This window comes from Devosia riboflavina (genome assembly GCF_000743575.1).
Classification (GTDB): domain Bacteria; phylum Pseudomonadota; class Alphaproteobacteria; order Rhizobiales; family Devosiaceae; genus Devosia; species Devosia riboflavina.
The window spans coordinates 46957-60559 of sequence record NZ_JQGC01000005.1; the positions used below are offsets into that span (position 1 = coordinate 46957).

General features: G+C 61.3%; 14 protein-coding genes. 13 read left to right on the top strand and 1 reads right to left on the bottom strand.

Annotated features, from left to right (window positions below):
- The first annotated feature begins 217 nt into the window (after positions 1–217).
- The 5 genes from JP75_RS06625 (at position 218) to JP75_RS06645 (ending at position 5625) form a co-directional block, all read left to right on the top strand.
- Positions 218–1303 carry an esterase-like activity of phytase family protein gene (locus JP75_RS06625; RefSeq protein ID WP_035080795.1) on the top strand — a complete coding sequence of 362 codons (1086 nt, stop codon included), beginning with the start codon at positions 218–220 and terminating at the stop codon, positions 1301–1303.
- Positions 1304–1515: 212 nt separating this feature from the next.
- Positions 1516–2457, top strand: a complete 942-nt coding sequence (locus JP75_RS06630) for a sugar ABC transporter substrate-binding protein (protein ID WP_152565755.1) — start codon at positions 1516–1518, stop codon at positions 2455–2457.
- Between the two features lie 81 nt (positions 2458–2538).
- Positions 2539–3663 carry an ABC transporter permease gene (locus JP75_RS06635; protein WP_035080799.1) on the top strand — a complete coding sequence of 375 codons (1125 nt, stop codon included), beginning with the start codon at positions 2539–2541 and terminating at the stop codon, positions 3661–3663.
- Between the two features lie 3 nt (positions 3664–3666).
- Complete coding sequence (locus JP75_RS06640; protein ID WP_035080801.1) at positions 3667–4449, top strand: ATP-binding cassette domain-containing protein; 783 nt, start codon at positions 3667–3669, stop codon at positions 4447–4449.
- 48 nt (positions 4450–4497) lie between these two features.
- Positions 4498–5625 (top strand): Gfo/Idh/MocA family protein, encoded by a 1128-nt coding sequence (locus JP75_RS06645; RefSeq protein WP_035080806.1) that lies wholly within the window; start codon positions 4498–4500, stop codon positions 5623–5625.
- Positions 5626–5707: 82 nt separating this feature from the next.
- Here JP75_RS06645 and JP75_RS06650 read toward each other — a convergent pair whose 3' ends face one another.
- Positions 5708–6889, bottom strand: coding sequence for an NAD(P)-binding domain-containing protein (locus JP75_RS06650; RefSeq protein WP_084587521.1), 1182 nt, complete (start codon positions 6887–6889; stop codon positions 5708–5710).
- Between the two features lie 417 nt (positions 6890–7306).
- On the opposite strand from JP75_RS06650, the gene rpsL reads away from it, so the two are divergent.
- The 8 genes from rpsL (at position 7307) to JP75_RS06690 (ending at position 13595) form a co-directional block, all read left to right on the top strand.
- Positions 7307–7678, top strand: coding sequence for a 30S ribosomal protein S12 (rpsL, locus tag JP75_RS06655; protein WP_035080811.1), 372 nt, complete (start codon positions 7307–7309; stop codon positions 7676–7678).
- Between the two features lie 14 nt (positions 7679–7692).
- The gene (gene rpsG / locus JP75_RS06660; protein WP_035080814.1) at positions 7693–8163 is read left to right on the top strand and encodes a 30S ribosomal protein S7; all 471 of its coding nucleotides are present in this window, start codon (positions 7693–7695) and stop codon (positions 8161–8163) included.
- Between the two features lie 12 nt (positions 8164–8175).
- On the top strand, positions 8176–10266 hold the full coding sequence (gene fusA, locus JP75_RS06665; protein WP_035080817.1) for an elongation factor G: 2091 nt from the start codon (positions 8176–8178) through the stop codon (positions 10264–10266).
- A gap of 70 nt (positions 10267–10336) precedes the next feature.
- Positions 10337–11527, top strand: coding sequence for an elongation factor Tu (gene tuf, locus JP75_RS06670; RefSeq protein WP_035080818.1), 1191 nt, complete (start codon positions 10337–10339; stop codon positions 11525–11527).
- Between the two features lie 68 nt (positions 11528–11595).
- Positions 11596–11904, top strand: coding sequence for a 30S ribosomal protein S10 (gene rpsJ, locus JP75_RS06675; protein WP_035080820.1), 309 nt, complete (start codon positions 11596–11598; stop codon positions 11902–11904).
- An 87-nt stretch (positions 11905–11991) separates the two neighbouring features.
- Positions 11992–12687: a 50S ribosomal protein L3 gene (gene rplC / locus JP75_RS06680; protein WP_035080822.1), complete on the top strand. Its 696-nt coding sequence runs from the start codon at positions 11992–11994 to the stop codon at positions 12685–12687.
- A complete protein-coding gene (gene rplD, locus JP75_RS06685) occupies positions 12688–13305 on the top strand; it encodes a 50S ribosomal protein L4 (RefSeq protein ID WP_035080824.1) in 618 nt (205 codons plus the stop codon).
- On the top strand, positions 13302–13595 hold the full coding sequence (locus JP75_RS06690) for a 50S ribosomal protein L23 (protein WP_035080826.1): 294 nt from the start codon (positions 13302–13304) through the stop codon (positions 13593–13595). Before rplD ends, JP75_RS06690 begins: the two co-directional genes overlap by 4 nt.
- Positions 13596–13603 lie beyond the last annotated feature (8 nt).

The following is a 13603-nucleotide window of genomic DNA, read 5'->3' on the forward strand; positions in this document are numbered from 1 at the left end:
AGCGGGAACCCCTGTTTGGAAACGGAGGTCCCCGCTTTCGCGGGGATGACACCGTGAAAACTAAAACAGCAGCGCGCGTCTAAAGTGAAAATTCACTTGATGGAGGATGTTGGGAAGGGGTGATGGTCCCCTCTGTCATCCCCCATTCACCGCCCTGCAATCGCCGCTTCATCCCCCGGGCCTAGAAAATCCCACCATCGCCCGACGGAGGTTTTCGATGCTGCTCAAGACCCATTCTCTCGCCGCTCTTGCCATTCTCCTCGCCACGCCCGCCTTCGCCCAGGATGCGGCCATGAAGGTCGACCTCCTCGGCTCGATCACGCTGCCGACGGGCCTCGTCATTGCCGGCGAAGAATTCGGCGGCATTTCGGGCCTCGACTACGACGCCCGTTCCGGCCTCTTCTACGCCATCTCCGACGATCGCTCGCAGCTCGCTCCGGCCCGCTACTACGAAATCGGCCTCAAGATCGACGCCAAGGGCCTCTCCGCCGTTGACGTCATTCGCCGCGTAACCCTGCGCGATCTCGCCGGCAATGCTTTCCCCAACAATGGCATCGACCCCGAATCCATCCGTTTCAACCCAGCCACCCGCACCATTCTCTGGTCGAGCGAAGGCGACACCTCCGGCCGTCCCGGTATCTACGAAGCCCGCCTCGACGGCACCATGCTCCGTTCCTTCGCCGTTCCGGACTATTACGCCCCCAATGCCGACGGCACCGTCGGCGTCTACGGCAACCTGGCCTTTGAATCCCTCGCCCTCTCGACCGACGGCAAAACCCTCTACGCCGCCACCGAAAACGCCCTTGCCCAGGATGGCGCCAAGGCCACCCTCGAAGCCGGTTCGCCGTCCCGCGTCATCGCCTTCGACCTCGCCTCGGGCCAGCCGACCGCCGAATACCTCTACGAAACCAACCCGATCGCCATCGCCCCGACCGCGACCACCGGCGACATCTTCAACGACAACGGCGTCTCCGAATTCTTGACCCTTGAAGACGGCCGCTTCCTCGTCGTCGAACGCTCCTTCGCCTCCGGCGTCGGCAACCAGATCAACTTCTTCGCTGCCAGCCTCGAAGGCGCCACCGACATCAACGGCCAGGAAAAAGCCGCGACCGACGCCGTCGCCCTGACCAAGGAGCTAGCCTTCACCCTTGCTGAAGGCGATTTTGGTCTCGACATCGATAATATCGAATCCGTGACTTTTGGGCCGGAGGTGGATGGCAAGAAGACTCTGGTCGTAGCTTCGGACAACAACTTCAATCCGATCGGCCAGTTCACCCAGTTCATAGTTCTGACCATCGAATAATCGCTGCGCATCAACCGGATAGGCGCGCTGCGCCAATAGCCGAACATTGCTAAAGACAGGGAAGGGGCCTTTGAGGCCCCTTTCTTTTGGCCAAAAAGTCCGCTCTTGACCGTGACAGATAAAAATGGAATGTTTGTTTCGTGAAGGATCCAAAATGGAATGTATAAGCCATTTGTGATCTTCGTTCACAAGGGAGGAAATCGATGAACATTCTGACGAAGGGCCTGGCGGCCCTGGCGCTGGCTGCCATTGCATTGCCGGCCGTTGCAATCCCGGCCGCAGCCGAGGGCGAACGGTTCGTACTCGTGTCGCACGCGCCGGATTCCGATAGCTGGTGGAACACCATCAAGAACGCTATCGCCCTGGCGGGCGAGCAGATGGGCGTGACGGTCGAATACCGCAATCCGCCGACCGGCGACCTCGCCGATATGGCTCGCATCATCGAGCAGGCTGCCGCGTCCAATCCGGACGGCATCATCTCGACCATCGCTGACTTCGACGTGCTCTCCCGCCCGCTCTCCGACGCCGTCGCGCGCGGCATCCCGGTCATCACCATCAATTCGGGCACGGAAGAACAGTCAAAGCAGATCGGCGCGCTGCTCCATGTCGGCCAGCCCGAATACGACGCTGGCTTTGGTGCCGGTGAAAAGGCCAAGGCGGCTGGCGTCACCAGCTTCCTCTGCGTCAATCACTACATCACCAATCCCGCCTCGGTCGAACGCTGCCAGGGTTTTGCTGACGCACTCGGCGTCGACCTCGGCAATCAGATGATCGATGCCGGCCAGGACCCCGGCGAAATCCAGTCCAAGGTCGCCGCCTATCTTCAGACCAATCCGGATACCAACGGCATCCTGACCCTGGGCCCCACCTCGGCCCATCCGACCATTGCCGCGCTCAACGACAACGGCAAGGCCGGCGCCATCTTCTTCGGCACCTTCGACCTTTCGGGCGAAATCGCCACGGCGATCAAGGATGGCACCATCAACTTCGCCATCGACCAGCAGCCCTACCTGCAGGGCTACCTGCCGGTGGTCATCCTCACCAATCTGGCCCGCTACGGCGTGGTCCCGGGCAATTCCATCAATTCCGGCCCGGGCTTCATCACCAAGGATAATATTGCTCTCGTCGAGCAATATGCCGGTCAGTACCGCTGATCTCTACGAGCTCGGGGCCGCTTCGGCGGCCCCGATTGCCCGAGTGGCGCTTCGCGCCCCCTTCAGCACAAGGTCAAGAAAATGGTTGAGCAGCCTTCGGGCGTAGCGGCCGCCGACGAGCGCATTCAGCGCCAGTCGGCCCTGCGCCGAGCTTTCGTGCGCCCCGAATTGGGCGCCATGACCGGAACGGTCCTGGTCTTCGTCTATTTCGCTATCGTAGCCGGCGGCACCGGCATGTTCGCCGCCGATGGCATCATGAATTGGGGCGTCGTCTCCGCCCAGTTCGTCATCATCGCTGTCGGCGCCTGTCTCTTGATGATCGCGGGCGAATTCGACCTCTCCGTCGGCTCGATGATCGGCTTTGCCGGCATCGTCATCGCGCTTCTCAGCGTGCATCTGGGCTGGCCCATGTGGGCGTCCATCATCGCCGCCTTCATCGTCGCCATGCTGATCGGCATGGCCAATGGCTACCTCGTCATCAAGACCGGCCTGCCATCCTTCATCGTCACCCTGGCTTCGCTCTATATCCTGCGCGGTCTCACCATCTACTTCTCCATCGCCACCACCCGCCAGACCATCATCGGCGGCGTCCGCGAGGCGGCCGAAGGCGATTGGCTCGCCCCGCTCTTCGGCGGCAAAATTCTTGGCTTCTTCTTCACCTGGCTCGCCGATATGGGCCTTATCGCCACCTTCACTGCCGGCAACAAGGCCGGGCAGCCGGTCGTCGATGGCATCCCCATGCTCATGGTCTGGGCCCTGGCGCTCATCATTTTCGCGCACATCCTTCTCACCCGCACCCGCTTCGGCAATTGGATCTACGCTGCCGGCGGCGATGCCAAGGCCGCCCGCTACGTCGGCGTCCCGGTGAACCGCGTGAAAATCGCCATGTTCGTCTTCTCCGCCTTCTGCGCCACGGTCTTTGCCACCTGCCAGGTCATGGAATTCGGCTCCGCCGCCGCCGACCGCGGCCTCCTAAAAGAGTTTGAAGCCATCATCGCCGTGGTCATCGGCGGCGCGCTGCTCACCGGCGGCTATGGCTCTGTCATCGGCGCCGCCCTCGGCGCCCTGATCTTCGGCGTCGTGCAGCAGGGCCTGTTCTTCGCCGGCGTCGAAAGCTCGCTCTTCCGCGTTTTCCTCGGCGTCATCCTGCTCTTCGCGGTGATCCTCAATACCTATATTCGCCGCCTCATCACGGGGGAGCGCTGAGCTATGGCCGATACACCCCTCATCGAACTCATCGACATCAAGAAGCAGTTCGGCCCCGTCATCGCCCTCAATGGCGTCTCGGTCTCCGTCATGCCCGGCGAATGCCATTGCCTCCTCGGCGACAACGGTGCCGGCAAGTCGACCTTCATCAAGACCATGGCCGGCGTCCACAAGCCGACCTCGGGCGAAATCCGCATGAATGGCCAGAAGGTCGATTTCGCCAATCCGCGCGATGCGATGACCGCAGGCGTTGCCACCGTCTACCAGGACCTGGCGATGATCCCGCTCATGTCGGTCACGCGAAACTTCTGGATGGGCCGCGAGCCGCGAAAGGGCTGGGGACCCTTCCAGTTCCTCGATATGGAAAAGGCTAATCAGGTCACGCTTGAAGAAATGCGCCGCATGGGCATCAACCTGCGCGAGCCCGACCAGGCCGTCGGCACCCTCTCGGGCGGCGAGCGCCAGACCGTCGCCATCGCCCGTGCCGTCTATTTCGGTGCCAAGGTCCTCATCCTCGATGAGCCAACTTCAGCCCTCGGCGTCCGCCAGACCGCCAATGTCCTCGCCACCATCGACCGCGTGCGAAAAACCGGCGTCGGCATCATCTTCATCACCCACAATGTCCGCCACGCCATGGCCGTGGGCGATCGCTTCACTGTCCTCAATCGCGGCAAGACCCTCGGCACCGCCCGCAAGGGCGAACTCAAGCCCGAGGAATTGCAGGACATGATGGCCGGCGGCGCCGAACTCGCCGAACTCAGCAGTTCCCTCGGCGGCACCATCTAGCAATCATCCGGGGCGCTTCCGGCGCCCCGCTTTCATTTCGAGGATTCTATGACAGACACCATCGGCGTCGGCCTCATCGGCACCGGCTATATGGGCAAATGCCACGCCTTGGCCTGGACCTCGGCAAAACCCGTCTTCGGCTCCGGCCCCCGGCCGCGCCTCGTCCACCTCGCCGAAGCCAATATCGACCTGGCCCGCCAGCGCGCCGAAGAATTCAGCTTCGAACGCGCAACCGCAGACTGGCGCGACCTCATCACCAATCCCGAAGTTGAGGTGGTCTCCATCACCACCCCCAACGCCTTCCACGCGGAAATGGCCGTGGCCGCGCTTGAAGCCGGCAAGCATGTCTGGTGCGAAAAGCCCATGGCTGTCGGCTTCTCCGAAGCCCAGCGCATGGAAGCCGCCGCCCGCAAGAGCGGCAAGGTCGCCATTCTCGGTTACAACTATATCCAGAACCCGCTCGTCCGGCAGATCGGCGACCTCATCGCTTCCGGCGCCATCGGCACGGTCAACCACGTCCGCGTCGAAATGGACGAGGATTTCATGGCCGATCCCGAAGCCCAGTTCTACTGGAAGAGCGAAGCCAGCTCCGGCTACGGCGCCCTCGACGATTTCGCCGTCCACCCGCTAAGCCTCCTGCGGACGCTCATCGGCAACCCGACCCGCGTCTTCGCGCACCAGTCAAAACCCTATCCCGACCGCCCGACTGTAGACGGCACCCGCCGCACCGTCGAAACCTTCGACATCGCCAGCGTCCTCTTCGAGATCGGCAGCATCAGCGGCGTCCTCTCGGTCAATCGCTCCGCCTGGGGCCGCAAGGGCCGCATTGCCCTGCAAATCTTCGGCTCCAACGGCAGCATCGTCTACGATCAGGAGCGCATGAACGAACTGCAAATCTACCGCGCCACCGGCCCCGCATCCGCCCAGGGCTACCAGACCATCATCGCCGCGCCCGCCCACAAGCCCTATGATCGCTTCATCCCCGCACCCGGCCACGGCCTCGGCTTCAATGACCTAAAAGTCATCGAATGCCACGAATTGCTGCGCACCATTGCCGGCGAAAAGGGCAGGGTAGTGGACTTCACCCACGGCCTCGAAATCGAACGCACCGTCCACGCCATGGCGCGCAGCCACGACCAGCAGGGCTGGGTCACCATCGAAAGACCTGGCACCTAGATCGTTTAATTCCGCTCGAAAAGCGCCCCAAACTCGATTGTCACCCCGGGGTGACAACCGGTGGATGAGAATGCAACCCCGCCTAACTCCTCCGCCCCAACCCCAGATATTGCGTCAACTCCCGGGCCGCCGCACTGCCGGCCCGGTTCGCCCCGATCGTCGAAGCCGAAGGCCCATACCCGACCAGATGCACCCGCGGGTCCTTCGCCACCTGCGTCGCCAGCCGCCCGGTCATGACGATCCCGCCACTCTCCTCGCGCAACTGCAACGGCGCGAGGTGATCGAGCGCACTGCGAAATCCCGTGCACCAGAGAATGACATCGACATCGAGCCTCGATCCATCTTCCCAGCGCACGCCGGTCGGTGTGATCTCCGAAAACATCGGCCTCCGCTCAAGCACTCCGCGCTCCCGCATCGCCTCGATCGCCGGCGTCACCGGCAGTCCCGTCACCGACACAACCGCCCGCGGCGGTAATCCAGCCCGCACCCGCTCTTCCACCAGCGCCACGGCCGCGCGCCCGTCTTCTTCCCTGAACGACCCCTCGCGCCAGCGCGGCGGTGTCCGTGTCACCCAGGTCGTCCGCGTTACCTTGGAAATCTCGCCCAACAACTGCACCGCCGAAATCCCGCCCCCAACAACAAGCACATGCTTTCCGGCAAATTCCTCGGCAGTCTTATAGTCGCGCGTATGCAACTGCCCACCGCCAAAGCTCGCAGCCCCCGGATAGTCCGGAATATACGGCTTCTCCCAAGTCCCCGTCGCATTGATGATTCCGCGCGCCGAAAACAGTCCACGGTCACTCTCGACTCGCAACCGCTCGCCCCGGTCGCAAACGACGCTCACATGCGTCGGTCGCACCACGCCCAACTCGAAATGCTCCTCATAAGCAGCAAAATAGTGCGGCACGGCCACCGAGGCCTGCACGCTGTCATCACCACCTGCAAACTCGGCGAAGCCCATCCCCGGGAGGTCATGCACCCGATTGACCGTTGATAGCGTGAGCGACGGCCAGCGATACTGCCACGCACCACCCGGCTGCGGCGCCTGGTCCAAAACCAGAAAATCGCGCTGCGGAACAAGACCCAATGCCTTCAAATGATACGCCGAACTCAATCCCGCTTGTCCCGCGCCGATCACCACGATGTCGAGTTTGAGGGCGGCGCGTGGTGTTTGGTCGGTCACGTGGGAGAACTCCGGCGGGCCGCCCAGAGTTAGGTGCAGCAATAGAGAGAGGCAAGCCGGTGAAGCGGGCAGGGCTCCCATGTGTGACTCAAAATGAGACTCTGTTAACCCTTGCCGAACGCCTTCGGGCGAATCCGTCCATTGCGCCAATGGACCGCCAAACCGGCCAAACGTCCCGGAATGCATAGCTCTCCCGCGAATTTTTACGCGAAAGAATCCTTGACTGAGCGAGTCAACGGTTCTAAACAGCGCCTACCTTAGCGGTCGGTCGTGGTTGTCACACCGGGTCCCTGCCATCTAGCGCGGGAATCCAGGACAATCAAACACACTGTCGGGTAACTAGACGAAGCAAATCAATGTGCGCATGACCGTCCTCATTTTTGGGGCTGGTCCGCTGCAAATTGGGGCGCCGCCCGATCCTTTGTAGGTTCGGATGAGCGCCACTTTGGTTTGCTTGTGTAGACCGAACTAGAATTTTTGGACGATGGAAAGAGCGCAATGCCCACCATTAATCAGCTGATCCGCAAACCACGCGCCAGCAAGCCAAAGCGGAACAAAGTTCCCGCCATGGAAGCCAATCCGCAAAAGCGCGGCGTTTGCTCCCGTGTGTACACCACGACCCCGAAGAAGCCGAACTCGGCTCTGCGTAAGGTGGCCAAGGTTCGCCTGACCAACCAGCGCGAAGTGATTTCCTACATCCCGGGTGAGGGTCACAATCTGCAGGAGCACTCCGTTGTGCTCATCCGCGGCGGTCGCGTTCGCGATTTGCCGGGCGTTCGCTACCACGTGCTCCGCGGCGTCCTCGACACGCAGAGCGTGAAGGACCGCAAGCAGCGCCGGTCCAAGTATGGCGCGAAGCGTCCGAAGTAAGGAGATATTGAGCGATGTCCCGTCGTCACCGCGCCGAGAAGCGTGAAGTTATTCCTGATCCCAAGTTCGGCGATCTGGTCGTTTCCAAGTTCATGAATTCGCTCATGAAGGACGGCAAGAAGTCGGCTGCAGAATCCATCGTCTATGGCGCCTTCGACATCGTCGAGACCAAGACGAAGCAGGACCCGATCACTGTGTTCCACAACGCCCTGGACAATATCCGTCCGGCCGTTGAAGTCCGTTCGCGCCGCGTTGGCGGTGCTACGTACCAGGTTCCGGTTGAAGTCCGCACTGACCGTCAGCAGGCCCTGGCCATCCGTTGGCTCATCGAATCCGCCCGCAAGCGCGGCGAGAACACCATGCGCGAGCGCCTTTCCGGCGAGCTCATGGATGCGATGAATGGCCGCGGTCAGGCCGTCAAGAAGCGCGAAGACACGCACCGTATGGCTGACGCCAACCGTGCATTCTCGCACTACCGCTGGTAGTAGGAGCGCCCTATGGCACGCGAATATCCTATTAATCTCTATCGTAACTTCGGCATCATGGCTCACATCGATGCTGGCAAGACGACCACGACCGAACGTATCCTCTACTACACCGGCAAGTCCCATAAGATCGGCGAAGTCCACGACGGCGCTGCGACCATGGACTGGATGGAGCAGGAGCAGGAACGCGGCATCACCATTACGTCGGCCGCTACGACCACGTTCTGGAAGGACCGCAACGGTACCCAGCACCGCTTCAACATCATCGACACCCCCGGCCACGTGGACTTCACCATCGAAGTCGAACGTTCGCTCCGCGTGCTCGACGGTGCCGTCGCTCTGCTCGACGCCAATGCTGGCGTCGAACCGCAGACCGAAACCGTGTGGCGTCAGGCCGACAAGTACCACGTTCCGCGTCTCATCTTCGTCAACAAGATGGACAAGACCGGCGCCGACTTCTACCGCTGCGTGGAAATGATCGGTTCGCGTCTGGGTGCCCGTGGCGTTCCGGTTCAGCTCCCGATCGGCGCTGAAACCGAGTTTAAGGGCGTTGTCGACCTCATCGAGATGAATGCTCTGGTGTGGCGCAACGAAGAGCTCGGCGCTCAGTGGGATGTCGTCGACATTCCGGCCGACCTCAAGGACAAGGCCGTCAAGTACCGCGAACAGCTCGTCGAAGCCGCCGTCGAAATGGACGACGCTGCGATGGAAGCGTATCTGAACGGTGAAGTGCCGAACAACGACACCATCCGTCGCCTGCTTCGTCAGGGCGTCATTGGTGCCAAGTTCTTCCTGGTCTTCGCTGGCTCGGCTTTCAAGAACAAGGGCGTTCAGCCCCTGCTCGATGGCGTTATCGACTATCTGCCGTCCCCGCTCGACGTTCCTGCTATCCAGGGCATCGATGCCAAGACCGAGCAGCCGATCGAACGTCACGCCGACGACAGCGAACCGCTCTCGATGCTGGCATTCAAGATCGCCAACGACCCGCACATGGGTACGCTGACCTTCTGCCGCATCTATTCGGGTCACCTCGAAGCTGGCATCAGCCTGGAAAACACCGTGAAGGGCAAGCGCGAACGCGTTGGCCGCATGTTCCAGATGCACGCCAATAGCCGTGAGCAGATCACTGAAGCCTTTGCCGGTGACATCGTTGCCATCGTCGGCCTCAAGGACACCACGACCGGCGATACGCTGGCTCCGTCGAACTCGCAGGTTATCCTCGAGCGCATGGTCTTCCCGGATCCGGTTATCGACATCTCCGTCGAGCCGAAGTCCAAGGCCGACCAGGAAAAGATGGGCCTCGCCCTGAACCGCCTGGCTGCCGAAGATCCGTCGTTCCGCGTCAAGACCGACGAAGAATCCGGCCAGACCATCATCTCGGGCATGGGCGAACTTCACCTCGACATTCTCGTCGACCGTATGCGTCGCGAGTTCAAGGTTGAAGCCAATATCGGCCAGCCGCAGGTTGCGTACCGTGAGACGATCACGCGCAAGACCGACAAGGACTACACCCACAAGAAGCAGTCGGGTGGTTCGGGTCAGTTCGCTCGTATCAAGATCACTGTCGAGCCGGGTGAAGTCGGCAAGGGCCTCGAATTCGTCAACGCCATCGTCGGCGGCGCTGTTCCGAAGGAATACGTCCCGGGCGTGCTCAAGGGCGTCGAATCGGTCATGGGCGCAGGCCCGCTGATCGGCTTCCCCGTCGTTGACGTGAAGGTCACCCTGACCGACGGCGCTTACCACGACGTCGACTCCTCGGTGCTCGCGTTCGAAATCGCCGGCCGTGCAGGCTTCCGTGAGGCTCTTCGTGAAGCCGGTCCGAAAATTCTCGAACCGATCATGAAGGTTGAAGTTGTCACGCCGGAAGATTACATGGGCGACGTCATCGGCGATCTCAACTCCCGTCGTGGGCAGATCCAGGGCACTGAAGGCCGTGGTGTTGTCCAGGTCGTGAATGCGTTCGTGCCGCTTGCAAACATGTTCGGGTATGTGAACTCGCTGCGCTCCATGAGCCAGGGTCGTGCACAGTATTCCATGGTGTTCGATCACTACGAACAGGTCCCGCAGGCTGTCGCTGACGAAGTCCAGGCCAAGTACGCCTAAAACCAGCGCAAGCTAGTCAAGAAACTCAACTGTATGTCGGCCATTGCGCTGACGAATTTGGAGAAAAGCTATGGGTAAGGAAAAATTTTCCCGCTCCAAGCCGCACTGCAACATCGGCACCATCGGTCACGTTGACCATGGCAAGACCTCGCTGACCGCAGCGATCACCAAGGTGCTGGCTGAGACCGGCGGCGCGACCTTCAAGGCGTACGATCAGATCGACGCGGCCCCCGAAGAGAAGGCCCGCGGCATCACCATCAACACCGCACACGTCGAGTACGAGACCTCCAAGCGTCACTACGCTCACGTCGACTGCCCCGGCCACGCTGACTATGTGAAGAACATGATCACCGGTGCTGCCCAGATGGACGGCGCGATCCTCGTCGTGTCGGCTGCTGACGGCCCGATGCCCCAGACCCGTGAGCACATCCTGCTCGCTCGTCAGGTCGGTGTGCCGGCTCTCGTCGTGTTCCTGAACAAGTGCGACATGGTCGACGATCCGGAACTGCTCGAGCTCGTCGAACTCGAAGTTCGCGAACTGCTCTCGTCCTACGAATTCCCGGGCGACGACATTCCGATCATCAAGGGCTCGGCTCTCGCCGCTCTCGAAAACTCGGACCAGAAGCTCGGCCACGACGCCGTTCTCGAGCTGATGGCTGCTGTTGACGAATACATCCCGCAGCCGGAACGTCCGGTTGACCAGCCGTTCCTCCTCCCGATCGAAGACGTGTTCTCGATCTCGGGTCGTGGTACCGTGGTTACCGGTCGCGTCGAACGCGGCATCGTCAAGGTTGGCGAAGAAGTCGAAATCGTCGGCATCAAGGCCACCCAGAAGACCACCGTTACCGGTGTCGAAATGTTCCGCAAGCTGCTCGATTCGGGTGAAGCTGGCGACAACATCGGCGCTCTGATCCGTGGTATCGACCGCACTCAGGTTGAGCGCGGCCAGGTTCTCTGCAAGCCCGGTTCCGTGACCCCGCACACCGACTTCACGGCTGAGGTCTACATCCTCACCAAGGAAGAAGGCGGCCGTCACACTCCGTTCTTCGGCAACTACCGTCCGCAGTTCTACTTCCGTACCACGGACGTGACCGGTATCGTGACCCTTCCCGAAGGCACCGAAATGGTGATGCCGGGCGACAACCTGAACATCAACGTTCAGCTCATCGTTCCGATCGCCATGGAAGAGAAGCTCCGCTTCGCTATCCGTGAAGGTGGCCGTACTGTTGGTTCGGGCGTCGTCGCCACGATCCTGAAGTAAGTCTGTTTGAGACATTCGCGGCGCGCGATTAAGCGCGCCGCGATCTTTTTCCGTCAGGATTTGAGAAGATGAACGGTCAGAATATCCGCATCCGCCTCAAGGCGTTTGACCATCGCGTGCTCGATACGTCGACCCGCGAGATCGTCAACACCGCAAAGCGTACGGGTGCCCAGGTTCGCGGTCCGATTCCGCTGCCGACCCGCATCGACAAGTTCACCGTCAACCGCTCGCCGCACATCGACAAGAAGGCGCGTGAGCAGTTCGAGATCCGGACCCACAAGCGTCTGCTTGACATTGTGGACCCGACCCCTCAGACGGTCGATGCACTGATGAAGCTCGATCTCGCCGCCGGCGTCGACGTCGAAATCAAGCTCTAAGAATACGATAATAAGTTTCCGCGCCTGCCGCAAAAGGGGTCCTCTGAAACCATGACCCGGCAGAGCGCCAACAAGAAGGTATAACCGATGCGTTCTGGATTGATCGCACAGAAGCTGGGGATGACCCGCATCTTCGCCGAGGACGGCTCGCACGTTCCGGTCACGGTGCTGGCCCTGCAGAACTGCCAGGTGGTGGGTCAGCGTACCGTCGAAAAGGACGGCTATGTTGCTCTGCAGCTCGGCGCAGGCCAGGCCAAGGCCAAGAATGTCTCGAAGGCTGAGCGCGGCCAGTACGCCGTCGCCAAGGTCGAGCCGAAGCGTCACGTCGCGGAATTCCGCGTTGACGCCTCGAACCTCATCGAGGTTGGCGCCACCCTCAAGGCGGACCACTTCGCCGAGGGCCAGCTTGTCGACGTCACGGGTACGTCGATCGGTAAGGGTTTTGCCGGTGGTATGAAGCGCTGGAACTTCGGTGGTCTGCGCGCCTCCCACGGTGTGTCCGTTTCCCACCGTTCCATCGGTTCGACCGGTGGCCGTCAGGACCCGGGTAAGACCTTCAAGAACAAGAAGATGCCGGGCCACATGGGCGATCGCCGCATCACCACGCAGAACGTCAAGGTCGTCAAGACCGACGTGGAGCGCGGTCTGCTGCTGATCCAGGGTTCGGTTCCGGGCGCCAAGGGCGCTTGGATCATGGTCAAGGACGCCGTCAAGAAGCCGGCTCCCGCGAACGTTGCCCTGCCGGGTTCGTTCGAGGCCGCTGCTGCGGGAGAAGCGAAGTAAATGGAACTCAAGGTAACCACTCTCGACGGTAAGTCCGCCGGTACGGTCGATCTCAAGGACGATGTCTTTGGTCTCGAAGTCCGCGCCGACATCCTGCACCGTATGGTTCGCTACCAGCAGCTCAAGGCAATGGCCGGCACGCACGACGTGAAGAACCGTTCCGAAGGCGTGCGCACGGGCAAGAAGTTCAAGAAGCAGAAGGGCGGCGGCGCTCGTCACGGCGATCGCAAGGCTCCCCAGTTCCGTGGTGGTGGCCGTGCATTCGGTCCGACCCCGCGTAGCCACGCGATCGATCTTCCCAAGAAGGTCCGCGTTCTCGCTCTCAAGCACGCTCTCTCGTCCAAGGCCAAGGCTGGCTCGCTGATCGTTCTCGACAGCGTTGCTCAGGCTGAAGCCAAGACGGCTGCCCTGCGTACCACGTTCGGTAAGCTCGAATGGGCAAGCGCGCTGATCATCGATGGCGCAAACGTCGACCAGAACTTTGCTCTGGCCGCCCGCAACATCCCGAACATCGACGTGCTGCCGATCCAGGGGATCAACGTTGTTTCGATCCTGAAGCGCGACAAGCTCGTCCTGACCAAGGCAGCGCTGGAAGCGCTCGAAGCGAGGTTCGCATGAACAAGCTTGCCGCTTACGATATCGTCCGTAACCCCGTCGTGACCGAAAAGTCGACGATGGCTTCGGAATACAACCAGGTCGTTTTCGACGTGGCGATTGATGCCAGCAAGACCGATATCAAGGCTGCCGTCGAGCAGCTCTTCTCGGTCAAGGTCAAGGCAGTGAACACCCTGGTCCGCAAGGGCAAGGTGAAGCGCTTCCGTGGCAAGGTTGGCGTCCGCAATGACGTTAAGAAGGCCATCGTGACCCTCGTCGACGGCCAGTCGATCGATATTTCGACCGGCCTCTAAGGGACAAG